Origin of the sequence: Flavobacterium sp. (genome assembly GCF_040379285.1) — a bacterium.
GTDB lineage: Bacteria > Bacteroidota > Bacteroidia > Flavobacteriales > Flavobacteriaceae > Flavobacterium.
Map to the genome: position 1 here is coordinate 32513 of NZ_JBEILJ010000010.1, position 25791 is coordinate 58303.

24 protein-coding genes are annotated in these 25791 nt (G+C 41.2%); 10 read left to right on the forward strand and 14 right to left on the reverse strand.

Features of this window, described 5'->3' with window-relative positions; translation table 11 throughout:
- Positions 1-3 precede the first annotated feature (3 nt).
- Positions 4-2463, forward strand: a complete 2460-nt coding sequence (locus ABWO12_RS03740) for a TonB-dependent receptor (protein WP_502902905.1) — start codon at positions 4-6, stop codon at positions 2461-2463.
- Positions 2464-2475: 12 nt separating this feature from the next.
- Entirely contained in the window at positions 2476-3198 is a 723-nt protein-coding gene (locus ABWO12_RS03745; protein ID WP_353087341.1) for a hypothetical protein, read from the forward strand.
- A gap of 144 nt (positions 3199-3342) precedes the next feature.
- Here ABWO12_RS03745 and ABWO12_RS03750 read toward each other — a convergent pair whose 3' ends face one another.
- The 4 genes from ABWO12_RS03750 to ABWO12_RS03765 are packed head-to-tail and all read right to left on the reverse strand — an operon-like array spanning position 3343 to position 8417.
- Entirely contained in the window at positions 3343-5172 is a 1830-nt protein-coding gene (locus ABWO12_RS03750; protein ID WP_353087343.1) for an ABC transporter ATP-binding protein, read from the reverse strand.
- On the reverse strand, positions 5169-6899 hold the full coding sequence (locus ABWO12_RS03755) for a phospho-sugar mutase (protein ID WP_353087344.1): 1731 nt from the start codon (positions 6897-6899) through the stop codon (positions 5169-5171). The genes ABWO12_RS03750 and ABWO12_RS03755 overlap by 4 nt, the downstream gene beginning before the upstream one ends.
- A 39-nt stretch (positions 6900-6938) precedes the next feature.
- Positions 6939-7889 carry a glycosyltransferase family 2 protein gene (locus ABWO12_RS03760; protein WP_353087346.1) on the reverse strand — a complete coding sequence of 317 codons (951 nt, stop codon included), beginning with the start codon at positions 7887-7889 and terminating at the stop codon, positions 6939-6941.
- The gene (locus tag ABWO12_RS03765; protein ID WP_353087348.1) at positions 7890-8417 is read right to left on the reverse strand and encodes a DUF4199 domain-containing protein; all 528 of its coding nucleotides are present in this window, start codon (positions 8415-8417) and stop codon (positions 7890-7892) included. It lies immediately after the preceding gene.
- 224 nt (positions 8418-8641) lie between these two features.
- On the opposite strand from ABWO12_RS03765, the gene ABWO12_RS03770 reads away from it, so the two are divergent.
- From ABWO12_RS03770 to mtaB, 3 genes are all read left to right on the forward strand, one after another.
- The gene (locus tag ABWO12_RS03770; RefSeq protein ID WP_073363251.1) at positions 8642-8893 is read left to right on the forward strand and encodes a type B 50S ribosomal protein L31; all 252 of its coding nucleotides are present in this window, start codon (positions 8642-8644) and stop codon (positions 8891-8893) included.
- A gap of 103 nt (positions 8894-8996) precedes the next feature.
- On the forward strand, positions 8997-10166 hold the full coding sequence (locus tag ABWO12_RS03775; RefSeq protein WP_353087350.1) for a GlmU family protein: 1170 nt from the start codon (positions 8997-8999) through the stop codon (positions 10164-10166).
- Positions 10167-10391: 225 nt separating this feature from the next.
- Positions 10392-11720: a tRNA (N(6)-L-threonylcarbamoyladenosine(37)-C(2))-methylthiotransferase MtaB gene (gene mtaB, locus ABWO12_RS03780; RefSeq protein WP_353087352.1), complete on the forward strand. Its 1329-nt coding sequence runs from the start codon at positions 10392-10394 to the stop codon at positions 11718-11720.
- A 373-nt stretch (positions 11721-12093) separates the two neighbouring features.
- Here the strand turns inward: mtaB and ABWO12_RS03785 are convergent, their stop codons facing one another.
- From ABWO12_RS03785 to ABWO12_RS03795, 3 genes are all read right to left on the reverse strand, one after another.
- A complete protein-coding gene (locus ABWO12_RS03785) occupies positions 12094-13317 on the reverse strand; it encodes a serine hydrolase domain-containing protein (RefSeq protein WP_353087354.1) in 1224 nt (407 codons plus the stop codon).
- Positions 13318-13460: 143 nt separating this feature from the next.
- Positions 13461-13802, reverse strand: coding sequence for a hypothetical protein (locus tag ABWO12_RS03790; RefSeq protein ID WP_353087356.1), 342 nt, complete (start codon positions 13800-13802; stop codon positions 13461-13463).
- Positions 13803-13855: 53 nt separating this feature from the next.
- Positions 13856-14131 carry a GNAT family N-acetyltransferase gene (locus ABWO12_RS03795; protein ID WP_353087387.1) on the reverse strand — a complete coding sequence of 92 codons (276 nt, stop codon included), beginning with the start codon at positions 14129-14131 and terminating at the stop codon, positions 13856-13858.
- A gap of 113 nt (positions 14132-14244) precedes the next feature.
- On the opposite strand from ABWO12_RS03795, the gene ABWO12_RS03800 reads away from it, so the two are divergent.
- Entirely contained in the window at positions 14245-14904 is a 660-nt protein-coding gene (locus tag ABWO12_RS03800) for an alpha/beta hydrolase family protein (protein WP_353087358.1), read from the forward strand.
- Between the two features lie 94 nt (positions 14905-14998).
- Positions 14999-15892 (forward strand): lytic transglycosylase domain-containing protein, encoded by an 894-nt coding sequence (locus ABWO12_RS03805; RefSeq protein WP_353087360.1) that lies wholly within the window; start codon positions 14999-15001, stop codon positions 15890-15892.
- A gap of 335 nt (positions 15893-16227) precedes the next feature.
- Here ABWO12_RS03805 and ABWO12_RS03810 read toward each other — a convergent pair whose 3' ends face one another.
- From ABWO12_RS03810 to ABWO12_RS03820, 3 genes are read right to left on the reverse strand one after another with little or no spacing between them, the layout of a single operon-like run.
- Complete coding sequence (locus ABWO12_RS03810) at positions 16228-17760, reverse strand: hypothetical protein (protein WP_353087362.1); 1533 nt, start codon at positions 17758-17760, stop codon at positions 16228-16230.
- Between the two features lie 14 nt (positions 17761-17774).
- Positions 17775-18935, reverse strand: a complete 1161-nt coding sequence (locus ABWO12_RS03815; protein ID WP_353087363.1) for an ABC transporter ATP-binding protein — start codon at positions 18933-18935, stop codon at positions 17775-17777.
- Positions 18932-19495 carry a GNAT family N-acetyltransferase gene (locus ABWO12_RS03820; protein WP_353087365.1) on the reverse strand — a complete coding sequence of 188 codons (564 nt, stop codon included), beginning with the start codon at positions 19493-19495 and terminating at the stop codon, positions 18932-18934. Before ABWO12_RS03820 ends, ABWO12_RS03815 begins: the two co-directional genes overlap by 4 nt.
- A gap of 83 nt (positions 19496-19578) precedes the next feature.
- Here ABWO12_RS03820 and ABWO12_RS03825 point away from each other — a divergent pair, with 83 nt between their 5' ends.
- Positions 19579-21822: a M1 family metallopeptidase gene (locus ABWO12_RS03825; RefSeq protein ID WP_353087367.1), complete on the forward strand. Its 2244-nt coding sequence runs from the start codon at positions 19579-19581 to the stop codon at positions 21820-21822.
- An 86-nt stretch (positions 21823-21908) separates the two neighbouring features.
- On the opposite strand, the gene ABWO12_RS03830 is transcribed toward ABWO12_RS03825, so the two are convergent.
- Positions 21909-22352: a DUF4268 domain-containing protein gene (locus tag ABWO12_RS03830; protein ID WP_353087369.1), complete on the reverse strand. Its 444-nt coding sequence runs from the start codon at positions 22350-22352 to the stop codon at positions 21909-21911.
- Positions 22353-22390: 38 nt separating this feature from the next.
- On the opposite strand from ABWO12_RS03830, the gene ABWO12_RS03835 reads away from it, so the two are divergent.
- Together ABWO12_RS03835 and ABWO12_RS03840 are read left to right on the forward strand one after the other, a co-directional pair.
- Positions 22391-23032: an NUDIX hydrolase gene (locus ABWO12_RS03835; RefSeq protein ID WP_353087371.1), complete on the forward strand. Its 642-nt coding sequence runs from the start codon at positions 22391-22393 to the stop codon at positions 23030-23032.
- Between the two features lie 32 nt (positions 23033-23064).
- A complete protein-coding gene (locus tag ABWO12_RS03840) occupies positions 23065-23868 on the forward strand; it encodes a lysophospholipid acyltransferase family protein (RefSeq protein ID WP_353087373.1) in 804 nt (267 codons plus the stop codon).
- Between the two features lie 4 nt (positions 23869-23872).
- Here ABWO12_RS03840 and ABWO12_RS03845 read toward each other — a convergent pair whose 3' ends face one another.
- From ABWO12_RS03845 to ABWO12_RS03855, 3 genes are all read right to left on the reverse strand, one after another.
- Positions 23873-24724, reverse strand: coding sequence for a TraB/GumN family protein (locus ABWO12_RS03845; RefSeq protein ID WP_353087375.1), 852 nt, complete (start codon positions 24722-24724; stop codon positions 23873-23875).
- Complete coding sequence (locus tag ABWO12_RS03850; protein ID WP_353087377.1) at positions 24724-25347, reverse strand: DUF8845 family protein; 624 nt, start codon at positions 25345-25347, stop codon at positions 24724-24726. Before ABWO12_RS03850 ends, ABWO12_RS03845 begins: the two co-directional genes overlap by 1 nt.
- Positions 25348-25350: 3 nt before the next feature.
- The coding region (locus ABWO12_RS03855; protein ID WP_353087379.1) for an RNA polymerase sigma factor at positions 25351-25791 on the reverse strand (441 nt) is incomplete at its 5' end.

Below are 25791 nucleotides of genomic sequence, written 5' to 3' on the forward strand. Positions count from 1 at the left end.
ATTTTGTCGTTACCCAACTATTTAATTGGTCTTTTGTTACTTGCAGTGACCACAGTTTCCATGGCACAAACCGGAAAGATAACGGGTGTGGTTTTGGATGAAAACAACAAACCCATTGAAGGTGCCAACATATCCTATGATATGATTTCAGTGACTTCGGATGCCAACGGATTTTATGTAATTGAAATTCCAGCCGACCGAAAGATTACCGTCCGGTTCAAACACGTTGCTTTTAAGTCCATTACCGCCAATTTTCAGGTAAAGCCTCAAGAGATTCTCGAGTTTAACCCCGTCATGGATAGTGAGCAAGAACAACTCGAAGGGGTTGTCATCACTGGAATACGTCCCCGAGCGCGCGGGATCATTAGTGTGGATCCGCAAGTGGTAAGGCGTATTCCCGGATTGAATGCTGGAGTCGAAAATGTACTGAAAATTCTTGGAGCGAGTTCCAACAGCGACATGAGTTCGCAATACAGCGTTCGCGGGGGAAATTACGATGAAAATTTGGTGTATGTTAATGAAATTGAAGTCTATCGTCCGTTTTTAATTCGCTCGGGTCAGCAAGAAGGATTGAGTTTTGTGAATAGTGATTTGACCCAAAAAATTGATTTTTTTGCAGGGGGATTTGAAGCGAAATACGGGGATAAAATGTCCTCGGTACTTGACATAACTTACCGTAATCCAGAAAAGTTTGGCGCTTCTATGGAAGCGAGTTTTTTGGGTGGTGCTTTATCGGTAGAAGGAATTTCAAAAGATAAAAAATGGAGTGCAATTGGTGGATTACGGTACCGTGACAACTCTTTGCTCGTGAACAGCCAGGAAACGCAAACCAATTTCCGTCCGCGTTTCATGGATGCTCAAGTGAATATCAATTTTATGCCTGGAGGCAAATGGAACCACAGCTTCCTTGGAAATGCTTCGTACAATCGCTACAATTATCAGCCTTTAACCCGCCAAACGAATTTTGGTACCTTGGACGAACCCATAGCCTTGCAGATTTTTTATGAAGGGCAAGAAGATGACCGTTACCAAACCTTATTTGGCGCCTTCAAGTCGGTTTATCAAGTGAATGAAAATACAACGTATAAAATTATAGCTTCGGCCTTTCATACCCAAGAACAGGAATATTTTGATATTGATGCCTCGTATTTTTTGGGTGAAGTGGATGCCAACATTGGATCGGAAACTTTTGGAAATGTCACTTTTAACCGCGCCATTGGGTCGCAGTTAAATCATGCGCGCAATAACCTCGATGCTTTGATCATGAACTTTGAAATCAAGGGGTCGCACAATGAAAATCGCAAGCATCGCTTTGATTGGGGGGCTAAGTTTACCCATGAAAATTTTAGAGATCGTTTGGTTGAATGGGAAGTTATTGACTCGGCCGGTTTCTCGATTAATCCGCCGGTGGTTGATATTCCCAATGATCAGCCGTACAATCCTTATGTGGGTCCCTTGGTTCCTTTTCAAAACGTGCGTGCCACCAATTTTGTCGATATCAACCGTCTTTCGGCGTTTGCGCAATGGAACACAAGAACACGCGTTCGACGGGGCATGTTGTATGCTACGGCAGGCGTTCGCGCGCACAATTGGACTGTTTCAGGTCGTGGTTTAGAAACCGTAATGCAAACCGTATTCAGTCCCCGTGTGCAACTCGCGTACAAGTTAGATAACAAAGACATGTTGTTTCGATTTTCGACAGGATTTTATTACCAGCCCCCGTTTTACAGGGAATTACGCGATATGAGTGGGGTGGTACAACCGCGGGTGAAAGCCCAACAATCCCTGCATTTTGTGTTGGCCAATGATTACGGGTTTTCCATGTGGAATCGTCCTTTCAAATTGGTTTCTGAATTGTATTACAAGGCCATGGATGATGTCAATACCTATACGTTGGAAAATGTGCGTATTCGCTACCGAGCCAATAACGATGCAGTTGCTTATGCCTACGGATTGGATGTTCGTTTGAACGGTGAGTTTGTCAAAGGAACCGAATCGTGGTTTACCTTTGGATATATGAAAACTGAGGAGAATCAAAATAATCGAGGCTACATTGCGCGTCCCACCGATCAACGGTTGAAGTTTGGAATTTTGTTCCAAGACTATATGCCCAATATTCCGAATGTAAAAATATACATGAATATTGTTTACAACACAGGTTTACCCGGAGGTTCCCCATCGTATGCCGATGCCTATGTATATCAAACGCGTTTACGTGATTATCGTCGTGCGGATGTAGGATTCTTTTACGTGTTTACCGAGCGCAACGCGCAACGTCCCGCCAGCCATTGGTTGCGAAAGTTCCAAGATTTGTCGTTAGGATTTGAGGTATTTAATATGTTTAACAACCAGAATGCCATTACCAATACTTGGGTGCGCGATGCTTACACCAAAAATCAATATGGAATTCCTAATTTTATGACGACTCGTGTATTTAATCTCCGATTGACGGCCCGACTCTAAATTGAAGTGCTTATGAAACGATTGACTTTTGCCTTATCGCTATTGCTTTTGGTGGGTTGTAAAGAAACCCCAACGCAGCCAAAAGTAATTTATTCCAAAAGTTCGACTCCCAAAAAGGAAGCGAAAAAAGACGGTACCTTACTAACGTTGTGTGATTTGCCGGTTCAATTTCCAGGTACCTCGGTGTTGTTATTTCCGGTGGGGGAGATAGCTTTGAACGAAGGGAGTAAAGGCGGTGCAGACTTTAGCAGTAGTCGCTACGACAGCGGGGTGAGTTATCAAGTATCGAATACCGTCGAGTTTGAAATTGCAGGCAACCTCTCCAATATTAAGTTTCAAGTGAGTCCCAAAGATTCCTTACGCCCCTTAACCGACAAACCGATTCGTATTGAGCGCATTGCCTATTTGCAGGGTTTGGCCGAAAAAGGGAAAGCGAAACTCTTGGTCTATGAAGTACAAGACAACGACACCAATCAGGATGGAATTGTCAATGCCAACGACATTCGCAGTTTGTATGTGAGTACCTTGGAGGGGCAACATTTTACCAAACTCACCACGGAGTATCAAGAGTTGATTGATTGGAATTGTTTGGAAGGGTTAGGACGCTTGTATTTTCGGGCAATTGAGGATTTGAATAAAAATGGAGCCTTTGATAAAAAAGATAAAGTGCATTACTACTTTATCGATTTACTTTCACCGACATGGACTCCTCAAGAATACAATCCGCTGCCGTAGCGGATTTTTTTTTGAAAAAAGGTGTTGGTTTTCAGCCCCGGGCGCAACGGCATCCTTTGGGGTTTAGCCCAAAGATACAGTGGAGCACGGGTGTGGGTGAGTGCTTGAAAACAGGAGTTCTTGCTGCCTAAAAATAGAACGGAATTAGTCAAAACTCTGTAACGTTACCAATTTGGCGTACGTACCTTCCAGCGCCATGAGTTCGGCGTGATTACCTTGCTCGATGATTTCGCCTTTGTGCAGCACCACGATGGTATCGGCGTTTTGAATGGTTGATAAACGGTGGGCGATGACAATAGAGGTGCGGTTTTGCATCATATTTTCGAGGGCAATCTGCACTGCTTTTTCACTTTCGGTATCGAGGGCTGAAGTGGCCTCATCGAGAATCATGATGGGTGAGTTTTTGAGTACAGCGCGGGCTATAGAAATCCGTTGTTTTTGTCCTCCGGAGAGTTTTCCTCCCGCATCTCCGATGTTTGTTTGGAGTCCTAGGGGTAATTCCATCACAAAATCATAGGCATTGGCGACCTGCAAGGCGTGGATTAATTCGGCTTCAGTAGCTTCGGGTTTCCCGATGCGCAGGTTGTTTTCGATGGTGTCATTGAATAAAATCGAATCTTGGGTAACCAAGCCTATCAAACGGCGGAGGGCATGGATGTCCATGGTTTTGATGTCAACGCCATCGATGGCAATTTTACCTTCGTCGACATCATAAAAGCGGGTGAGTAGATTGGCCAACGTACTTTTTCCACTGCCCGATTGTCCCACCAAGGCAACAGTTTTTCCTTTGGGAATGGTCAGTGAAAAGTTTTTCAGTACACGTTCGTCTTGGTAACCAAAGTTGACATGCGATAGCGTGATGTTGTCGGTGAAGTCGGATTTTTGTACTGCATTGGGTTCAGACTTCACGGTATTTTCTTCTTCGAGTACTTCAAAAACCCGTTCGGCGGCAGCAGTACCGTTTTTTACAGCATATGAGGCTTTGGAAATCGCTTTGGCAGGGGTTAGAATGTTGTACGCCAATCCCATAAACGAAAGGAATACGGGACCGGATAAGGATTTGTCAATCAAAACCAGCGTTCCGCCATAGACGAGCAAAACGGCTATCGTTATGATGCCGAGTAATTCACTCAAAGGGGAGGCGAGGTTGTTTTTCTTCCCGATTTTGTTGGAGAGCACTAAAAGCCGGTGCACGGATTGTTCGAAGCGGCTTTTGAAGTTCGCTTCGGCCGTATAGCTTTTGACCACTTTGAGTCCGGTGAGCGTTTCTTCCAACAGTGAAATAAGGTATCCTGCTTCGTTTTGGGCGCGCAGGGATTGTGATTTGAGACTTTTTCCAATCAACGAAATGATAAATCCAGCGATGGGAATAAAGATAAAGACAAATAAGGTGAGTTCCCAACTCATGGTAAACATCATGATGATGGAGAAAATGATGGTGAGCGGCTCTTTGATGATTAGTTCCAGCACCATAAAAAAGGAATTCTGCATTTCCCCTACATCGCCTAGCATCCGCGTCATTACGTCGCCTTTTCGTTTTTCGGAAAAAAATGAGATGGGGAGGGAAATGATTTTTTGATACATTTCGTTGCGTATGGTGGCCATAACATTGGTGCGTAAATGCATCATGTGGTAGGAGGCCATATACCCCGCTATGTTTTTTAGTAAAAACGTAACAATGACAATCGAAACCACCAGGAAAAGGGCATTTTGAGGTGTTCCTGAGTCGGTGAATTGCGTGACTTTATAGTACAAAAGATTCTCCAGGTAGTCCTTTGCCTCTGAAAAATTGGTATAGACAGGCGCTTCGTAGACCTTTTTCGTTTGGTCAAAAAGGACTTTCATCATGGGGATAAGTGTAATAAAGGACAATGTTCCAAATAAGGCATAAAGAATATTGTAAATAACATTTCCCACCACATGATGTTTGAAGGGGTAGATGTACGGTTTTAGTTTGTGGATGATTTCTTTCATGCGTCTAAGCCCATATCGGCGATACAATTTTTAATCTTTTCGTCCAAAATGGCTTCAACAGACCCTATTTCTTCCCGTGAGGCGAGGGGCGCATTAACGCTGAAATAAAATTTGATTTTGGGTTCGGTACCACTAGGTCGGGAACAGATTTTACTACCATCTTCCAAATAGTAAATCAATACATTGGATTTGGGAATGGTCAGGTCAAATTCGCTTCCGTTCAGCACATCACGTCCTTTGGAGGTTTGATAGTCTTCGATACACACGATCCGTTGGCCATTGATTTCAGCTACCGGATTTTGGCGCATATCAATCATCATTTGGTTGATTTCTTGCAGGCCTGAAATTCCTTTTTTGGTGAGCGAAATAAGATGTTCTTTATAGTAACCGTGATCGAGGTAGAGGTTGAGCAACTCTTGGTAGAGGGAACTACCAGCGGCTTTGGCCTGAGCGGCAATTTCGCAGACCAAAAGGGTAGCACCTACGGCGTCTTTGTCGCGTACCGCATCACCGACCATGTATCCAAAACTTTCTTCACCGCCACCGATAAATTGGAGTTCGGGGAAATCCTTGATGAATTTGGCGATCCATTTGAAACCGGTCAACCCCACTTTGCATTCCACGTTATAAGTCGAGGCCAATTCGAGCATCATGGGCGTGGATACGATGGTGGAACCGATGAATTGTTTGCCGTTGATTTTTCCGGCACGTTTCCACTGTTCCAAGAGGTAGGCGGTCATGATGACCATGGTTTGGTTGCCGTTTAACAATACCATTTCATTTTGCGTATTGCGCACGGCCACGCCTAGTCGGTCGGAGTCGGGATCGGTTCCAATCACGATATCGGCGCCAATTTCGTTGGCCAAATTCAATGCCATGGTGAGCGCTTCAGGCTCTTCGGGATTGGGTGACTTTACGGTTGGGAAATCGCCATTGGGTTCGGCTTGTTCTTGAACAATATTTAAATCGCTGTAACCCGCTGCGGTGAGTACGGACGGAATGGCTTTGATAGACGTTCCGTGAAGCGAAGTATAAACGATTTTTAGCCCTTCTCGGGCTTCTTTTGGAGTGTTGAAACTTGCGTTGGCTAGGGTAGAGGCTACGAATGCATCATCGATAGCGCTGTCGATGTATTCGATTAGTTCGGCATTGGCGGCAAATTGAATTGCATCGTAACGCACATTTTCAATCACTTCAATAATGGCTTCATCTTGTGGCGGTACTAATTGTCCGCCGTCTTGCCAATACACTTTGTATCCGTTGTATTCAGGTGGATTGTGCGAGGCTGTCAAAACGATACCGGCATGGCATTGTAAATTTTTGAGGGCAAAGGAGAGTTCGGGTGTGGGTCGCATCTCGGAAAACAAGTATACGTGAATCCCGTTGGCCGAAAAGACATCTGCAACGATTTTGGCTAAAGTATCACTGTTGTGGCGGCAATCGTAGGCGATAACCACTTTGAGTGCTTCACCTGGGAATGCTTGTTTTAAATAATCCGAGAGTCCTTGGGTGTTTTTTCCGAGGGTGTAGCGGTTGATGCGGTTGGTTCCCACGCCCATGATGCCGCGCATTCCGCCCGTTCCAAATTCTAGATTTTTATAGAAACTTTCTTCCAATTCTTTCGGATTGGTAGTCATCATTTCTCGAATGGCCGCTTGGGTGGCCTCGTCAAAGGTTGGGGTCAACCATTCGTTTACTTTATTTACTAAGGAGGGTTCCATAGGCATTTTAAACGTATTGTAAGCTAGTGTTAGGTGTTGAACTAATTACCGCTCTTCGGCAATTTTGTACCGCTCTTCGTTGTTTTTGGTGCGTAAGATAATTTCGCCAAGAAAACCTGCTAAAAAGAGTTGAGTACCAATAATCATCGAAGTAAGCGCAATGTAAAATAAAGGGTTGTCGGTGACCAAAATCGTATGGAAACCGGTGTAGAGTTTGATGAGTTTTACCGCAATAATGAACGCCGTAGAGAGGAATCCGAGGACAAACATCAACGCTCCGAAGGCTCCAAATAAGTGCATGGGTCGTTTGCCATAACGGGAAAGGAACCAAATGGTAATTAAGTCCAAAAACCCATTGATGAATCGGCTCATTCCAAATTTGGATTCACCGTATTTACGCGCTTGGTGAATGACCACTTTTTCACCAATACGATTGAATCCAGCGTTTTTGGCAAGTACAGGGATATAGCGGTGCATTTCGCCTGAGACTTCTACGTTTTTCACCACGAGATTTCGGTAGGCTTTTAGGCCACAATTGAAATCGTTAAGGTAAACGCCAGAGGTTTTTCGCGCGGCCCAATTAAAAAGTTTGGAGGGTAAATTCTTGGTGACCACATTGTCGTACCGTTTCTTTTTCCAGCCGGAAACCAAGTCATAATTTTCCTCGGTAATCATTTTGTATAAGCCGGGAATTTCATCTGGACTATCCTGTAAATCGGCATCCATAGTAATCACCACATCGCCTTGCGCACGGGCAAAACCGGCATGTAAGGCTTGTGATTTGCCATAGTTGCGAAAAAAGCGAATGCCTTTTACACAGGGATTTTCTTGGCACAACGATTCAATAACCGCCCAAGAACGGTCAGTGCTCCCGTCGTCAATAAACAACACTTCATAGGTATATTGGTGTTGGTCCATTACCTTTTTGATCCATTGGTGGAGTTCGGGTAACGATTCTTGTTCGTTGAGTAAAGGGATAACGATGGAGATGTTCATCTAAAATGTTTGCTCTTTGGATTTAAAAATGGCCGCAAAGATAAGACCTGTAATTGAAATTCCGAGTAAGGCGAAGGCCATACCTTTGATTTGAGTTGCGATTCCAAATTGGTCGCTTTCTTTCAGTTGTCGAATGGCCTCTTCCATTTGTTGCTTGGTAGAGCCCATTTTTTGCATTATTTCGACTTGAAATTTTACCGTATGCTCTTTTACAATTTCTTTCGCTTCAACATCGACCACGTTGAACAAAAAGATCATGAATACAGTCGCTAGCGTTACCCGCAAACCCGCGGCAATAAAATAGGTGGTAAACGCGTCTTTAAAAGTCATTTGTCCGCCCATTTCTTTTTTGGTTTTGTGGAGCATTACACCGTAGACAATTAAGAAAATCAAAATCTGTCCAAAGCCAATTCCCATATTGACAAACAACTTCAAATCGACGACGTACATGATCGTACTGATTAACATCGAGACAAATGCTAGCACAATACCGTAGTTTACGGCGTTTTTCTTTACAATAGGATTCATATTCCCAAATTTTTTAAGTGAAACAAAGATATAAATTTAACTGAGACATTATGTGTCGCTTGTTTTTCAAAAAAGTTGCAAAATAGATTTGAAAATTGAAAATTAGTTGTATTTTTGCACACTCAAAATTAAAAGGATTACTAAACGTTGCAGCGCGCTGATACCTTTTTGAGAATAAAAGCATCAAGGCTAACTGCTTCATAACTAATAAAAAGATTTACAAGATGAAACAAGGTATTCACCCAGAAAATTACAGATTGGTAGCTTTCAAAGATATGTCAAACGAGGATGTATTTATTACGAAATCTACTGTAGAAACTAAAGAAACTATCGTGGTAGACGGAGTGGAATATCCGGTGTTTAAAATGGAGATTTCTCGTACTTCTCACCCATTTTATACAGGTAAATCGAAATTGATTGATACGGCAGGACGTATTGATAAGTTCAAAACTAAATACGCTAAGCACGGTAAGTAATTCGTATTTATTGTGTGTTCAAATAGAAAAAGCCATCCTTCGGGGTGGTTTTTTTATTGCCTATTTCTTCGTAGTTTTGACCCATTAGCTGAAAAAATCACTCATGAACTATATTCTCTTCGACGGCCCAGTCCGCAATGCCCTTTTACCTTTTACGTTTACTCGACCCGTTTGTGATATTCGCATTGGGATATTGACCATTCGTGAAAAATGGGAAAAATATTTGGGTTCGACCACGACAACACTCACCGAAGAGTACTTGTCGGAAAAGTTTCCTATGGTCGAAATGGAGGCCAATGTCATGCTCAATGGGGCGTATTTACCCAATGCGGTATTGGTAGAAATGGTGCGCAACCTCGAGCCTAATCAAGCGATTATGCGTGGCGAAGACGTGATTGCCTTTTACACCAACGACTCCCAAGAAGAGGTGGATTTTGATACGTATGAAATCCTTGAATTTGAGGATGAGTGTTTAAAAATCGAGCATACCTGGGATATTTTTGCCAAAAATGATGCCGCCCTTCGAGAGGATTTTGAACTGCTTACGGCCGATCGTCATTCGCAACCCATACCCAAGTCGGTCAATGTAATCGCCCCCGAACATATTTTTATTGAAGAAGGAGCGCAATTGGAATTTGTCACGTTGAATGCGTCTACGGGGCCTATTTATATCGGTAAAAATGCCGAAATCATGGAAGGTTCAGTAATTCGTGGTCCGTTTGCCTTGTGCGAAGAAGCGCAAGTAAAGTTAGCAACCAAGATTTATGGAGCAACCACTGTAGGGCCTCATTGTCGTGTGGGAGGTGAGGTAAATAATTCGGTTTTATTTGCCTATTCCAACAAAGGTCACGACGGATTTTTAGGAAATTCGGTGTTGGGCGAATGGTGCAACATTGGCGCTGATAGTAATAATTCTAATTTAAAAAACAACTACGAGGAAGTTCGCTTATGGAGCTACGAAACGGAAGGTTTTGCGCGTACCGGACTCCAATTCTGCGGTTTAATGATGGGCGATCATAGCAAGTGCGGGATCAATACGATGTTCAATACCGGAACGGTTGTGGGGGTTTCTTCAAATATATTCGGGTCGGGATTCCCGCGCAATTTTGTTCCCAGTTTCAGTTGGGGTGGTGCTTCGGGAATGACAACCTATCTCACCCATAAAGCGATTCAAACGGCCAAAATCGTTATGGCAAGACGTCATGTGGAATTTGATGAAGTCGAGGCGCGTATTTTGGAGCATGTGTTTGAGGAGACGAAGAAATTTCGTTAATGTGTCAATGTGGTCAATGTGGCGATGTGTCAACCTGCCTGCCGTTAGGTAGGTGTGGCGATGTGTCAATGAGCCGCTGAGCCGCTGAGATTCTGAGCTACTGAGTTGGAGAATGTATTCAAAAAGGGATGGGTACATTTTTCAATTCGTATAGTGACACATTAGAAAAATCTTTACCTTTGCGGCCGCAATCGCTTGACAACGATTTCAAGGGTTGTATACACTATGGAACAGCAAAAAAAAGTAGCCTTTTACACCCTAGGCTGTAAGCTCAATTTCTCTGAAACCTCTACTATTGCGAGAAATTTTCAAGACGAAGGATTCGAACGTGTCGATTTTGAAGACGTAGCCGATATATATGTCATCAATACCTGTTCGGTAACCGACAATGCCGACAAACAATTCAAACAAGTGGTAAAAAAAGCCTTAAAGCTTAACGAAAAAGCGTTTGTGGCCGCTGTAGGTTGTTATGCGCAATTGAAACCTGTAGAATTAGCCGCTGTTGATGGCGTCGACTTGGTCTTGGGCGCTACCGAAAAATTTAAAATCACCGATTACATTCACGATTTGTCCAAAAACGACTTGGGCGAGGTGCATTCCTGCGAAATTGAGGAAGCCGATTTCTATGTGGGCAGTTATTCCATTGGCGATCGAACGCGAGCCTTTTTGAAAGTCCAAGACGGCTGTGATTATAAATGTACGTATTGTACCATTCCCTTGGCACGCGGTATTTCCCGTAGCGATACTATGGAAAATGTGTTGCAAAATGCCGCAGAAATTTCCCAACAAGGGATTAAAGAAATCGTTTTGACTGGTGTTAACATTGGGGATTACGGTAAAGGCGAATTTGGCAACAAAAAACACGAGCATACTTTCTTGGAATTGGTGCAAGCCTTAGATGAAGTGGAGGGAATTGAACGTTTGCGTATTTCGTCGATCGAACCCAATTTGCTGAAAAACGAAACCATAGAATTTGTAGCGCAGAGTCGCACGTTTGTCCCTCATTTTCATATTCCCTTACAATCGGGCAGCAATGCTATTTTGAAAAAGATGAAGCGCCGTTATTTGCGCGAACTCTATACGGAACGCGTCGCTAAAATCCGTGAAGTCATGCCCCATGCGTGTATTGGCGTCGATGTGATCGTGGGTTTTCCAGGTGAAACGGATGAACATTTCTTGGAAACCTATCATTTCTTGAACGAACTGGATATTTCGTATTTGCATGTGTTTACCTATTCCGAACGCGATAATACCGAAGCCGCTTTGATGGACGGTGTGGTGCCGCATAACGTGCGCGCCAAGCGCAGCAAGATGTTGCGTGGCTTGTCGGTCAAAAAACGCCGTGCCTTTTATGAAAGTCAGCTGGGTACCACCTGCACGGTTTTGTTTGAAGGCGAAAACAAAGAAGGCTACATTTATGGGTTTACCGAAAATTATGTCAAAGTCAAAACCCCATGGAATCCTGAATTGGTGAATACGTTACACGAAGTGCAGTTGACGCATATTGATGAGTATGGTGGTGTGCGGATTGCGTTTGTGAATGTTCAGGTGTAAATTCTAATATTATCTTAGAAAATTTTATTAAATGTGGCTGTGGTTCATTACGATTCCGATTTAATGAACCATGTTGCTGTTTTACTAAAGATTCAAAGCGGTATCAAAATACACTTCAATTTGATACTTTACTATCCAATTTTTAAAATGGGTAAATCAATCCAATAATTTTCTAATTTTTCTTTATTAATGTTAGGTTTACTCCCTGTGCTGGTTGTTGAACGATGCATTTTTCAACAACTCCCTCTGGATTAGTGAAAAATTCATACGTAACTGTTGGACTGAATCCATCTATTGTAAATTTAGTTGTTGTATTGGGTAGCAGCTCAAACTTCATAGTTGAACTCAAAATAACCCAAAGCGACTTGTCTTTTCAAACGATTTTTGTCTCATTACCTTTTTCAGATACATATATACCCTTATATTTATTTTGAATTTCATCAGAAAGTCTTAGGTTGGGTTCGATTTTTTGGTCGTACATTATTTTTTGGGTATTCACAAATGGGATTTTTGTTTTACCAGTGGCATTTCCGTTGTTTTGAAGCATAATGACCGTTTTGTTATTGTCTAAATGCTGCTCAATCAATGTTATGTAACCTGCCCAATTGCCTGTGTGGTCTATGTAATTTCCATAATCTTTATGTGTATTTAGGAACCAACCAAAACCATAATTTGTATTTTCCCCAGAATTTAATTGGTAATTCGTGAAGAGGGACTTTGTTTGTGCTGCTGAAAGTAGTTGATTACGTTTTAATCCTTTGAGCCATTTGAATAAATCAGATGTTGTGGAATATATTCTCCCTTGGCCATAAACGCCATCAAAAGATTTGGCATACGCTATGTTTCCTAAATAGTTTCCTGAAGCATCTTCTTCATAGCCAATAGCTAGATTTTTAACGTTCAGGTTATCTTTATGTATACAATAAACATTTGTTTGGGTCATAGCTAAAGGAATAAAAATTCTTTCTCCTAAAAAAACGGGGTACGATGTGTGAGAAACGCGTTCGATAATTGAAGCGAGCAAAACATATCCGGTGTTACTGTAATTCCATTTTTCGTTGGGCTTGAAGAGTAATTCGGGCTTTTCTTTTGCGAATAACTCGATAATGTAATCGTTAGTCGCTAGTTTAGATTGATCTCCTTTCTCACTGTAAAGATTCATATAATCAGGCAACCCCGAGGTATGATGAATAAGATGATTGATAGTAATCCCATTGTAATATTGAAGTTCAGGAAGAAATTTAGTTAGGTCATCATCAAGCGAGAGCTTATGATCATTTGCGAGTAAATAAATTGCAGTTGCTGTAAACTGTTTGGTAATTGAGGCTAGGTTAAAAACGGAATTGGTGTCAAGAGGTATTTCCTTTTCTCTATTTGCTATTCCATAACTTTTGTGTAGAATGATGGTGTCGTTTTCGGCGATAAGGACATTTCCATTAAATTCCCCATATTGGTGCATTTCACTGTAAAGAGAATCTAATCTTTTGGCATTTTCAGATTGTTTTGGGCTTAATGGAAGGATGTTAAGGGTTGACTTGCATGAACATAAAGAACATAAAAGAATAACAAGAAATAGGGAGGAGAAGCGTTTTTTCATTTGATTTTTTTTTGAGAAATTGTCTTTTGGCTAGTACATTTTATTTTAATGGCTACAATTTCAATATTTTTATATTCTACTTGGAAATGGGTCATAGTTAATTGGTTTGGTTTTTATCGAGATAAATAGAAATACTTTGCGTTCTAATACTTCAATCGAAAATGCAATCGGGTGATGCGGTAGACACCGTAGCCGTAGATTTCGACAAATTCGTATTTATGACGGCCGGGGTTTTTAAAATCGATGATTTTTTCGGCAGCGATTTCGTAGTACACACCTGAGCCTTCTAGCATAAAACGGTTTCCCACATTGCGATAGGCCGAACGCACGAGTTGGAACTCGGATAAGTTCCAAGTGGTATTTTCAGCCTCGACTTCTTCGGTGCTTGTCATGAGGCCTTCCGTGATTTCGGTGGCACAGCCGTAGTATTTTTCGATGTGTTCAAAAAATTCGAGAATGTTGTCGCGTAGTTCTTCGGTGTTCATGGTTTAAAGATAAAAAAAAGCCGCTTCAAGGGAAACGGCCTATAGGGGTTTGATTAAATTCGAATGCCGGGAGGAAGTAAATCGCGGTAGGTGGGATGTTTCCGCATAAATGCCGCTACCTTAGGGAAAACGGGGACGACTTTTAATTTGCGTTCGTAAGCGATTTCCATAATATTTTTCAATAATTCGGTCACAAAAGCTTCATTTTCTGTACCGTTAATGCGGGTCAGGAAGATTTTTTTCTCCTGAAAGGAATATTCCACAGAAATTAATTCCCCATTGAACGTCGTTTCAAATTGACGGGCAAAGGTGTTATCCTTAATTTCCATTTGTTCCAAAATTAACTCTGAGTTCATCTTGTTTACGTAGTATTCATTAATTTTAGGCAAATTTCGGAATAATTTGGAAAACTCCCATCGTTCTGTACGTTAAATCTTTTAGTATGAAGCCCATCCCAGTTTATTTTATGCCCGGACTTGCGGCGAGCACTTCTATTTTTGCGCGCATTTCCTTACCGAAGGAATCGTTTGAAATTCATTTGTTGGAGTGGTTTTTGCCCGAACCCGAGGAAACATTAGCGTCGTATGCCCAGCGGATGGCGGCTCAGGTTCACGATCCCACAGCGATTTTGGTAGGGGTATCATTTGGTGGGATTTTGGTACAAGAAATGCAGGCTTATTTGCAACCCCGAAAGGTTGTTATTATTTCCAGTGTCAAATCGAAACACGAATTCCCCCGTCGTTTTAAAGTAGCGCGAACCACCAAAGCCTATAAGTTATTGCCTACGGGTTGGCTTCAAGATGTGGAAAAATTGGTCAAGTATGCTTTTGGGGATTCGTTGAAACGCAAATTGCATTTGTATGAACAGTTTTTACACATGCGCGACAAGCGTTACTTGGACTGGGCGATTGAGCAGGTCATTTGTTGGGACCGTGCTATTCCCGATCCGTCGGTCATTCATATACATGGAACGCAAGACGAGGTTTTTCCTCCGAAACATATTACCCACTACATTCCTGTAAAAGACGGTACTCATGCCATGATTTTGAGTAAATACCGTTGGCTTAATTCTCATTTACCCTCCATTTTGGCTGAAGAATAGGGGGTTTGGACTGATTTTTGTAGTTTTGTAACGATTCTTTGTAGCATGGATACGAAACCGTGCGATGTTGCGTTGAACTAAAAAGCTTTGTCCTATGAAACCGATACGTTGGATGGCTACAGGAGCGTTGGCCGTGGTACTTACCAGTCTTTTTATTTTTGCACTTTCGGATGATGCGCGTAAAGAGTTACTTCGCGAAGGGACGTCGCAGTATTTTCCGCCGAAGGTTGATTTTGCAGGCGAACCCACGCCCTTGCATTTGGCCGATGTGAAAGAACGATTTGATCGCGAGTTGCTGGTGAATGCCAATTTACATTCGTCGACCTTACTGATTATGAAGCGAGCCAATCGTGCCTTTCCGGTGATGGAACCTATATTGAAGCAGTATGGCGTGCCTGATGATTTCAAATATTTGGCGGTCATTGAAAGTGCCTTGACCAATGCGGTCTCGTCGGCGGGAGCACGTGGGGTTTGGCAGTTTATGCCCGATACGGCCAAAGAAAAAGGCATGGAGGTCACCGAAACGGTAGACGAACGCTATCATTTGCAAAAATCGACAGAAGCGGCTTGCAAATATTTGTTGGCGGCCAAAGCAAAATTTGGTTCTTGGACGTTGGCTGCGGCTAGTTACAACGGGGGGATGAGTGGCATTACGCGCAAATTGGAAGAACAAGGTGTGACGGACTATTACGATCTTTTGTTGACCGATGAAACCCATCGTTATGTGTTTCGAATTTTGGCCTTAAAGGCGATTATGCAAAATCCGAAGCTGTATGGTTTTGATTTGAGTCAGCATGAATTGTATGAAAATTTACCCACCAAAATCGTTGAAGTCGACAGTTCGATTACCGATTTGGCGAAGTTTGCCAAAATGCAGGGGGTCAATTATAAAATCTTGAAAATCCACAATCCGTGGTTGCGCGACAAGAAGTTGGTCAATTCAGGGAAAAAGAAATACCAGATTGAAATTCCTACTGAAGGGTATTAGGAGTTATGAGTTATGAGTTATGAATTATGCTCTTTGGTGCCTTTTTTTATTGTTTTGAATTTTAAATTGTAAACCTGCCTGCCCTCCTTGTTATATGCTTTTAAAAAAGGTTGAATATTTAACGACTCAACTACATGGTCAACTATTCGAACCGGATGTTTCTCAGAAATTAAATCGTCAAAAGAATAGGGTAAAAGTATGGTTTGACGCTGATTGTAAGGTTTGATATTCATATGTAATCATCTAAATATCAATTATAAGTATACGAAAAATCATCTTTTAAAACAAGAAAAAAACATAAAAATACCGCCTCGGTTGTGAGACGGCTTCTTTTTTTATGCTTCGGCGATTCCGCGCCACAGTCTTATTTTTTTTCCGATAAAGACCATTGCAATACTCAATAGTAAAATATTTGTCCAATTGATTTCAAATACATGATTTTCCATCCATTGATTAAATTGGTAGGCGGTTGAGTTTTGGAAATTAACCTTGTAGACCGCATTGTATTGCATACGTAAATAGGATCCAATCAGTTCATAAAGTAGGGGAATCAATCCCGGAAGTAACCATAAAAAGAGATTTAATACAACGCCCGAATAGCCTTTTGTTCGGTTTTGTCCTACGGTATTGAAAAACAAGACACTTACAATCACAAACACGATACAATAGCCAATCCCATAGGTAAAGGAGGAACTAATGATTACGCTGCAAATTCCCAAAATGATGTTGATTATGATTACAGCAATCAAACTAATCAACCACGAACGGCCTGAGGTGACCCGAAACGATAAAATGAGTAGCGAAAGGCCCAGCGCAAAATATACTGGGATAATTAGGGTTTCCAAATTAATATCGGGATCTTCATGGGCATCAGCCATGCGATCGTAGTTAAAATTCAAATTCTTCTCCGGCACATAATATTTGTAAAATTCTTGTTCAGTTCCCGTTTTGTCACGAGCAATATACCGATCAATCGTATCGCGCACCACCGTTTGATTATTATACATATCGGGATAATATTCGTCATTAGTCATTTGTGGACCTATGGTGTGACTTTTTTCAAACAAAGGATAATCGTTGATTAAAGTGAGCCATTTTTCAGCATCAATATTAGCCTCCAATTGGTGTTCTTTCACAATCTTTAAATAATTGGTAAAAAGTTGTTTCAACGAGTCTTTTTGTTGGGTGACCAACCAAAATTTCAATTTCTCAATGGCAAGCGAATCACTTTTTTCATCAAAAATCGTATAACTGTTAACGTTTTTATTCAGTAGTGAAGTGTTTTTGTATTTTTTACCGCGATACATGAAATAATTTCGCGCCTCACTATTCGTTTCTACACTATCAACTGACACAGTATCTACTGCTGCCTCTTCTACTTCCACTGTATCATCACTCTCATGGTAGGCATATGAACCGTCTAGAAAGAAGGAACCTGCACGTAACGTAAGGCAACGTTTTTCTAATTCTTCTCTCGAAAAATAACTGCGGTAGCGCGTTTCCTTCCCGAGATTATACCAATAAATAGGCGAGGAGATTCCAAAGCATAGCAGAAAAATCAATCCCCATTCTTTAAATACATGGTATTTTGTGGTGGGGTAAAATGATTTCAGTATATTATTTTTAAAATAATTTACCAGCCATAAAATCAGTACGAGTAACGAAATCACCAAAGACAGCAAGAGAAGCGTTGCATCAAAATCAAAAAAATTGCGATGAGTCTCTTCAAATGTAATTCCATTCAGGGCAAATCCTAAGATGAAAAAACACAAATTTAACGCCAAAAGTAGGGCTCCCAAGGGAACAATCTTGGTATTCCAAAGTAGGGGATAACGAAGTAAAAGGCGTTGTTGAATCGATTTAAACATAATGATAAAGGAATTTAAGAAACAAAAAAGCGACGGGTAGATTGTGAAATATCTCTAAAGTAAGGCATCGGAATTTCGTGACGGGTAACCCATTCCAAAAATTGTAAGCGCGTTACCGATTCGGGAAATGTAGCGATAAATGTACCGCCATTGAATTGTAAACTTTCTAAACCTAGGGGTTGAAGTACATTACCTAATTCCCCTTGTGTGAAGGAACTTTCAAATTCAATTACCAAGAAATTTTCGGATGTATCTGCTGTCGATGACGACTCTTGTCGTAGGTTTTTTTGGATACCTTGTTTTAAAAAAACGACTTGGTCGGAGGTTTTTTCCACTTCATACAATTGTTGCGAACTCAGTACAATGCCAATCGGTCGAAATGGTGATTTTGCAATGGCTCTGAAATCCTCCAAAATCGTTTGTTGGGCCAAGATGTCTAAGTTGGCCAAAGGTTCGTCAATCAACAATAACTTGGGTTTTCGCAACAACATTCGGGCCAGTTCAAATCGCATTTTATATCCTGACGATAGACTGTTCCAGGAGTGTAAACGGTATTTTCGTAATCCCAATCGCGTGATTATCAATTGCGTCAACGGTTCAATCATTTCGGGATCGTACCCGTAAGAAGAAGCCGTCAAAATCAGATTCTGGTACATCGAGCCGTACCAAGTATCCGTACGTTGGGGAATGTAAACCAGTTGTGTCCGTAGGTCGTAGCGATCGGTATACTTAAAATGATAGGTGATCGTCCCCCCCGAGGGATGCAATTCACCGCAAAGGCTACGCAAAAGTGTAGTTTTACCGTTACCATTTTCGCCGACCAAACCTACAATTTGTCCCGTATACAATTCCAAATGGATTGGACCCAACCCAAATCGACCGGTGCCGTAACTTTTTACCACGTCTTTTAACGATACTAGTAACTCACGGGGTGCTTGCGGTTTTTCTTTCAAAAAAGTATACAGTTGATCAATCAATTGACGTAAACGTGTCGCTTGACCCGCATTGTCTTTACCGTTGAAGTCCAACCAATCCAAAAATTGATTCATCTCTTGGTAGAACGACAAGGTTTCTGTGTCCAAAGTAAAATCAATTAATCGCTTGATTACAAGAGGGTAATCTTCAAATTTCAAATAATCTTCGATTTCTTGAAATTGTTTTTCAAATTCATTCATACAATAGGCTTAAAATTACGTTTTAACAAAGAGTATACCAAAGCGTCCCAAAAACGCCCATTAAAGTATTCGTTTTCTTTATAATGGGCTTCTTTGACGAAACCTAGTTTTTCTATTAACCTTATGGAAGCTTCGTTATTAGGGTCAATAACCGCTTCTACAGAGTGTAAATGCAGCTGCTCAAATCCGTAGGCGAGAATAGCTTGAATAGCTTCAGCAGCAATCCCTTTTCCTTGTGCTTTAGGGAGCAACATATACCCTATCTCACTGCGAAAATGTTCAGGTTTCAAGCGATAATGTCCAATGATTCCCAACATTTCATCGGCATCTTTTTCAGTAATCACCCAATTAATTCCTGTTCCATCGTCAATTTTTTGTTGTATCATTTCAACCATCGACAAGGCACTTTCTTTCTCGGTGATTATCGGCCGTGGAATGTAGCGCATACTTTCGGGATTACCTCGTAGTGCTACAATCGCCTCCCAATCGGAGGGACGTAAAGGTCGTAGTCGTAGACGCGGGGTTTCGAGATAGGGAAAAGGGTCAAATAGCGACGCCATGGTTTTGCTTTGTGTGAAATTAGTTAAAATCCAAGGAAAATGGTACTTTTTTTTATTTATTTGTTGTACTTAATTTTACAAGCATGAAACGCGTATTGAAACCCTTTTTATTGGGACTTTTGGGATTGTTTTCGACAGTGACCCTAGCCCAGCAGCAACGTCCAGAATCTATTTACGACTACAATGAAGCATTCGGAAATCATTTTTACATCAAAAATGGAACCGATACCCGGTCGGCGAGTGGACAACCCGGACCCAAGTACTGGCAAAATCGTGCCGATTATCAAATTGCTGTTACTCTTAATGCAGATTCCAAAGAAGTTTCGGGAACAGAGTTTTTGACCTACACGAATAACAGTCCGGATAAATTGGAATTTTTGTGGATGAATTTGGATCAAAATTTATTTAAAAAAGATTCGCGCGGCAATGCGGTTATTCCGATGAAAGGAAGCCGTAATGGTGCAAAAGGTCAGGATTTTGATGGTGGTTTTCAAATCAAATCGTTAAAAATCGTCACGCAAGTCAATGGCAAAACGTCGGAAAAAGAGTTGCCCTTCATCATCACCGATACCCGAATGCAAATCAAATTACCACAAGGTTTGGCAGGGAACGGATCGAAGATTAGAATCAAAATGGATTTTTCCTTTGTTTCCCCCGATTATGGGTCAGACCGTATGGGTGTGCTCGAAACCAAGAACGGACGCATTTTTACGATGGCTCAGTGGTATCCCCGCATGTGTGTGTATGACGACGTTCGCGGTTGGAATACCCATCCGTACCAAGGCGCAGGAGAGTTTTACCTAGAATATGGAGATTTTGAAGTCTCCATTACAGCACCTTCCAATCATATCGTGGTGGCTTCAGGGGAATTGTTAAATCCTAGCGAAGTATATACCCCCGAGCAAGTAAAGCGATGGAATACGGCCAAAAACAGTGATGCTACAGTAATTATTCGTGGCGCTAGTGAAATTAACGTACCTGAATCGCGACCTACCGCCAAAAAACAGCTTACATGGAAATTTAAAATCAGTAATTCCCGTGATTTCTCCTGGGCAACCTCACCGGCTTTTATTATTGATGCTGCTCGAATTAATTTGCCTAGTGGTAAAAAATCTCTAGCAATCTCGGCCTATCCTATTGAAAGCGATGGGCAAGGGGCTTGGGCGCGTTCAACGGAATATACCAAAGCCTCTATTGAAAATTATTCCAAACGTTGGTACGAATATCCGTATGCTACCGCCATTAATGTCGCTGGAAATGAAGGTGGGATGGAATATCCTGGGATTGTTTTTTGTAGTTGGGAATCAAAAGGTGCCGATCTTTGGGGAGTAACCGATCACGAGTTTGGACATATTTGGTTTCCTATGATTGTCGGTTCCAATGAGCGCCTTTTCGCCTGGATGGATGAAGGATTGAATACATTCATCAACTCCATCAGTTCACAAGATTTTAATAATGGCGAATACCGCCAACCCAAAGAGGATATGCATGCCGCTGCGGGTGTATTAATGAATCCAAGTATGGAGCCCATCATGGCTGCTCCCGATAATATGCAAGAGGAAAACTTAGGAATTCTAGCGTATTATAAACCGGGTGCTGGTTTGACGATATTGCGAAATATTCTGGGTGAAGCGCGATTTGATTTTGCCTTGCGAACGTATATCGAACGTTGGGCTTACAAGCATCCGCAACCAGAAGATTTTTTCCGTACAATGGAAAATGTGAGCGGTGAAGATTTAAGTTGGTTGTGGCGGGGTTGGTTTTACAACAATTGGCGTGCCGATCAAGCGATCAAGAAAGTGCGTTATGAGAAAAACGACCCCAAGCGCGGGACCATCGTGACCATCGCCAATTTAGAGCGTATGCCGATACCTGTTGTGGTTGAGTATAAAACGGAGTCGGGAGCCACAGGACGTCTTTCGTTACCGGTTGAGATTTGGAAGCGCAATGTATATTGGACCTTCCGTATTCCTTCAACAGAACCTTTGGCTTCAATTACTTTGGATCCTGACCATGATTATCCCGATATTAATTCAGAAAACAATACTTGGACATTACAAAAGGATGGCATAGCAAAAACTAAAGATTTTTCTGCCTATACTGGGAACTATTCAAGCGCACTAATTCCGGTGAAAATTGAGTTGACCGAGGACGATGGCAATTTGATGTTGAATGCATCGGGGCAACCTTCGATTTCGCTCGAAGATAAAGGCAATCATTTGTTTGCGTTTGATCCCGCCGAATTAAAGATTCAATTCACCGATGATAAACAAGGATTTGTGCTCACAGTAGGTAAACAAAGTTTTGGATTCACTCGAGATGAATAAAAAAAAGAAGCTGTTTCTAGTTGTTAGACGGCTTCTTCCTTCTTTTTTATCGGTGCGGCGTAAATATTTATGAGTTATGAATTATGTTAGGTGTTTAGATCGAGATCGCGTATATAGTCCACGTATTCCATAAAAAATTCTTCAAAAGCGTGCATTTGGGTTGCGAAGAAGTGATGAATACGGTCCCAATCGTCTTTTCGGTTCATATTAACGGCCTCAAGTTCGACCCAAATGCGACTGATTGTTTTTCCGTTTTCTAACGTCAAATGTCTTTCAAAAAGTGCATTGGGAAGATGTTCTTCTAGTAAAAGGGTTCGTAAAGATTCTATTTTTTCATAGTATATTTTTCGTTTTTCAGCATCGCGAGGTTCGATATCCAATTGCACGCGTGCCATACGATTATCAACATAGAATTTGAAACTAACATCTTTAATTTGAGTGTCATACAACATCCATTTTCGTGGATAACTAGTGCCAAATGTAGCCCAAAATTCACGTTTTAAAAGTTGTTTTTCATCCTTACTATACATGCCGTTTTTTTTGGTAAATTTAAACATTATTACGTGTTATGACGTTTGCCACTTTTCAAGCTTTAATTCCTCTTCTTCAACAGCATCCCTTGCCTGCGCTTTCTGCTCATGAGAAAGTAGTGCCAGAGGAACGTCGTCGGGCACTTTATACTGGGAATATTCCTGACAATGCTCGTCAAGCAGCTGTTTTAATTTATTTATATCCCATTGAAGAGGTCATGCATACCGTATTTATCCGTCGAAATGAATATCCTGGGGTACACTCGGGTCAGATTGCTTTTCCTGGGGGTAAAGTCGAGTCGGAAGATGCTTCTTTGTGGCACACTGCTTTGCGGGAAGCCCAGGAGGAGGTAGGGATTATACCTGAACACGTTTCCTTGATTAAACCGATAACTTCGGTATACATTCCACCCAGTAATTTTCAAGTCTTCCCTTTTCTTGCTTACGGACATAAACGGCCCAATTTTGTGTTGCAAGTAGAGGAAGTGTCTGAAATTTTAGAATTTTCATTAACGCATTTATTAGAAGATGCAAATTTAACATCAATGCGTTTGGCTACCTCATATTCAAAATCTACTGAAGTGCCTGCATTTCAAATTGAAAATCAAATTATTTGGGGAGCAACAGCCATGATAGTAAGTGAATTGAAAGACAGTTTTAAGTCCTTGTTATCCGTATAATTCTTTGTATCTTTAGCTCCCATTTTGGCGCTATGAAGTTGATTAAACGCAATCCGTTTGGACATATCTTATTTTTAAAAAAATGGCTTATCCGTATTGCAGGTGTGATTACGCATCGTCGGTATCGCGGATTCAATGAGCTACAAATTGAAGGTTCTGAAATCTTACGTCAGTTGCCGGAACAAAATGTATTGTTTATTTCCAATCATCAAACCTATTTTGCCGATGTTGTAGCAATGTTTCACGTCTTTAATGCTAGTTTGAGCGGACGTCAAAATAATATTCGCAATTTAGGTTATTTGTGGAATCCCAAACTGAATGTGTATTATGTAGCTGCGGGTGAGACCATGCGCTCGGGATTATTGCCAAAAATATTGGCTTATGCGGGGGCAATAACGGTAGAGCGCACTTGGCGTTCGGGCGGGAAAGATATTGATGAAAAGAAAGAGGTCAATCCCAACGATACAGAAAACATCTTGAAAGCATTAGCTGATGGATGGGTTATCACTTTCCCACAAGGGACCACGAAGTCGTTTAAACCTGTCCGTAAAGGGACAGCCCATATCATAAAACAGCATAAACCTTTAGTGGTGCCTATAGTGATCGATGGATTCCGACGTTCTTTTGATAAAAAAGGATTGCGGATTAAAAAGAAAAATATTTTACAATCCTTCACTATAAAACCTCCCCTCGAAATTGATTACGATCGAGAGTCTATTGAGGAGTTAGTAGAAAAAATTGAATATGCTATTGAGCAGCATCCTTCTTTTTTAAAAGTCATTCCCGCCGAAGTTTTAGAGGAACAAGAGCGTTTAAATGAATTGCGCCGCTGGTAGATTTTTACAATACGGGTTCAACTGAATAGCCTAAATCTCTAAGCAATTGTAATACACCTTCTTTTCCAGGTAAATGCGCGGCACCTACACCTATAAAAGTTGGCTTTTCTGCCATAATTTTCGGAAGTCGCGATTGCCAATTTCGGTTGCGTTTGTTGAGAAGTTCTTCTTCGAATTGGGAATAAAATTGGGTTTCTGAACTTTTAAATAATTCCATTAACGCATCGAGGTCTTCTTTGGTGTAACAGGCCAACATTTTTTCGGTTTCAGAGCCGTTGAATTCGATTCCTTTTTCGGCCAATTTTACCAATTCATGGGCTTGCTCTTTATAAGGAATGGCATCAAATACGGCCATTTGTTCCATCACTTTTTCGAGTCCGATGATCGCTTCGTTCTCACTTTTAGCTACTTTCATCAATTCTTGTTCCACCGATTGCATGGGGCAGGTTAACATTTTTGGGTACAACATGGCAGTGACCATAAAAGGTTTCATGGTATTCACCATTTTAGCGGAATACCCCAAGTGTTTCTTTAAAAAAGCATCAACCGTTGCAAAGTCTTTGGCAGAAAGCAAGGAATCCAAACGCTGACCATTTTTCATGTTTATCCCTGCCATCATGACCATTTGTAGGCTTGGGTCGTCCATGTCTAATTCTAAACAAACTTGTTGTGTTTTCTCCAAGGCCTCCAATACCTTAGGTTTTAACGTTGCATCACAAGTAATATGAATGGTACCAAACACATACGAGGGTTGGGTTAATCCATTCCCAGAAACTTTCCAAAGTAATGTTTTGGGGGTTTGTGCATAATTCCACACCGAGCACAATACACCGAGAAGTAGCGCTAATTTTTTCATTATAAATCAATTTTTTTCAATTCGTTGTAGTTTCGGAACAAACGTTTCATTAACGTACCATATATAAGGTAGTAAAACAATGCTGCAATACCAAAGAATGCCAATGAGAAAACGACTAAAATTATGATCGTGATCACCATGGCTTTGGGATTGTGGCTAATTTTTTGCATTTGCGGATTGGCGACAAAAGCCAAAACAAACCCTGCGATAGCACTCAATCCAATCATGATTAGGTTATACCATACATAGTATTTTACCGTACGTCGTGTTTTTAGGATGTCTTGCATCAATTTTTTGGTCGAACGCAAGGTCGAAATGTTTTTATAATTGACGTAGAATCCATAGATAAACGCCACTACTACCGCATAGTTGAAATAGGTGGTTATTTTGAAGTAGGGAATCATATATTCGGTATGATTTTTAACCATCACTTCGTCGGTGTTAAAAAACAAACTAATCGCGGTCCAAAGAGTTACTTCTAATATACTGATAATCAAAATCCATTTTACAATCGATGACGATCGTTTGTGAATCATGGCAGCGATATCCGACTCTTGTAATTGTGGAAAAGGGTTTGTTTGTTTGTTCCAATCCTTTTTTAATAAATCCAGTTCATTCATCATTCGTTACGGATTTAGTATTTTTTTTAATTTTCCTTTTATTCGATTCATTTTCACACGCGCATTGACTTCGCTGATTCCGAGTGTTTCGGATATTTCACTATAATCTTTCTCTTCCAAATACATGAAAATCAATGCTTTTTCAATGTCGTTGAGTTGGTGAATCGCTTGATACATCAACTTTAGTTGCTCTTCCTCTTCGGGATTGTAATCCTCTTGCTTGATAAAATAGCTCGCTTTTTCAAAGTCAACGGTGGCAACGGTTCGGGTATTTTTTCGATACAGGGTAATGGCTGTATTCAATGCCACGCGATAAGCCCATGTCGAAAATTTGGCTTCCCCTCTAAATTTTGGAAATGCCTTCCAAAGTTGAATCGTGATTTCTTGAAACAAATCATTGTGTCCCTCTTCATTATTGGTATAGAGGCGACAAATTTTGTGGACGAT

What these genes read in the sequence shown, in the direction of transcription:
- ABWO12_RS03745 (WP_353087341.1), top strand. Translation starts at nt 2,476, where the DNA reads ATGAAACGATTGACTTTTGCCTTATCGCTATTGCTTTTGGTGGGTTGT.
- ABWO12_RS03750 (WP_353087343.1), bottom strand. Translation starts at nt 5,172, where the DNA reads ATGAAAGAAATCATCCACAAACTAAAACCGTACATCTACCCCTTCAAA.
- ABWO12_RS03755 (WP_353087344.1), bottom strand. Translation starts at nt 6,899, where the DNA reads ATGCCTATGGAACCCTCCTTAGTAAATAAAGTAAACGAATGGTTGACC.
- ABWO12_RS03760 (WP_353087346.1), bottom strand. Translation starts at nt 7,889, where the DNA reads ATGAACATCTCCATCGTTATCCCTTTACTCAACGAACAAGAATCGTTA.
- ABWO12_RS03765 (WP_353087348.1), bottom strand. Translation starts at nt 8,417, where the DNA reads ATGAATCCTATTGTAAAGAAAAACGCCGTAAACTACGGTATTGTGCTA.
- ABWO12_RS03770 (WP_073363251.1), top strand. Translation starts at nt 8,642, where the DNA reads ATGAAACAAGGTATTCACCCAGAAAATTACAGATTGGTAGCTTTCAAA.
- ABWO12_RS03775 (WP_353087350.1), top strand. Translation starts at nt 8,997, where the DNA reads ATGAACTATATTCTCTTCGACGGCCCAGTCCGCAATGCCCTTTTACCT.
- mtaB (WP_353087352.1), top strand. Translation starts at nt 10,392, where the DNA reads ATGGAACAGCAAAAAAAAGTAGCCTTTTACACCCTAGGCTGTAAGCTC.
- ABWO12_RS03785 (WP_353087354.1), bottom strand. Translation starts at nt 13,317, where the DNA reads ATGAAAAAACGCTTCTCCTCCCTATTTCTTGTTATTCTTTTATGTTCT.
- ABWO12_RS03790 (WP_353087356.1), bottom strand. Translation starts at nt 13,802, where the DNA reads ATGAACACCGAAGAACTACGCGACAACATTCTCGAATTTTTTGAACAC.
- ABWO12_RS03795 (WP_353087387.1), bottom strand. Translation starts at nt 14,131, where the DNA reads ATGGAAATTAAGGATAACACCTTTGCCCGTCAATTTGAAACGACGTTC.
- ABWO12_RS03800 (WP_353087358.1), top strand. Translation starts at nt 14,245, where the DNA reads ATGAAGCCCATCCCAGTTTATTTTATGCCCGGACTTGCGGCGAGCACT.
- ABWO12_RS03805 (WP_353087360.1), top strand. Translation starts at nt 14,999, where the DNA reads ATGAAACCGATACGTTGGATGGCTACAGGAGCGTTGGCCGTGGTACTT.
- ABWO12_RS03810 (WP_353087362.1), bottom strand. Translation starts at nt 17,760, where the DNA reads ATGTTTAAATCGATTCAACAACGCCTTTTACTTCGTTATCCCCTACTT.
- ABWO12_RS03815 (WP_353087363.1), bottom strand. Translation starts at nt 18,935, where the DNA reads ATGAATGAATTTGAAAAACAATTTCAAGAAATCGAAGATTATTTGAAA.
- ABWO12_RS03820 (WP_353087365.1), bottom strand. Translation starts at nt 19,495, where the DNA reads ATGGCGTCGCTATTTGACCCTTTTCCCTATCTCGAAACCCCGCGTCTA.
- ABWO12_RS03825 (WP_353087367.1), top strand. Translation starts at nt 19,579, where the DNA reads ATGAAACGCGTATTGAAACCCTTTTTATTGGGACTTTTGGGATTGTTT.
- ABWO12_RS03830 (WP_353087369.1), bottom strand. Translation starts at nt 22,352, where the DNA reads ATGTATAGTAAGGATGAAAAACAACTTTTAAAACGTGAATTTTGGGCT.
- ABWO12_RS03835 (WP_353087371.1), top strand. Translation starts at nt 22,391, where the DNA reads ATGACGTTTGCCACTTTTCAAGCTTTAATTCCTCTTCTTCAACAGCAT.
- ABWO12_RS03840 (WP_353087373.1), top strand. Translation starts at nt 23,065, where the DNA reads ATGAAGTTGATTAAACGCAATCCGTTTGGACATATCTTATTTTTAAAA.
- ABWO12_RS03845 (WP_353087375.1), bottom strand. Translation starts at nt 24,724, where the DNA reads ATGAAAAAATTAGCGCTACTTCTCGGTGTATTGTGCTCGGTGTGGAAT.
- ABWO12_RS03850 (WP_353087377.1), bottom strand. Translation starts at nt 25,347, where the DNA reads ATGATGAATGAACTGGATTTATTAAAAAAGGATTGGAACAAACAAACA.